At 51.5% G+C, this 375-nt stretch carries 1 protein-coding gene; it reads right to left on the bottom strand.

What is annotated here, in order from left to right:
- The coding region (locus AC1RPT_RS07760) for a hypothetical protein (RefSeq protein WP_481762979.1) at positions 1-375 on the bottom strand (375 nt) is incomplete at both ends.

Consider the following 375-nt stretch of genomic DNA (forward strand, 5'->3'; position numbering starts at 1 on the left):
GACTCGCACTTGCCCTCTGCGAACTTCTCTGCATGTTCGGGCTGATGCTCATAGACCCGAACCAAGGTTTCCAGATCAGCTTCTTCCTCTTCAGGCTTATCCGCCTTTTCCGGCAATTCGGATTCTGCCTCTTCGCGAACGCTTTCTATTTCAAGTTCGACACGCTTGAGTGCGAGTCTGGCTTCTGTATACGCCGTGTACGCGTTCTTTGCCATCTCGGCCGCAAGCTCTCGGCCGTTCTCTTCGATCAGGTTCTGCGTGACCTCACTCAGCTCTGCATACGCCTCGTTGTATCGGGCGTTATTCTTTTTATACTGCTCGTATTCTTCGGCTTCCTCAATATTAGCGGCCGTCGTATCGAACTCGTATTTTATC

This window comes from Dellaglioa sp. CoH-56-MRSF-11, assembly GCF_056782135.1.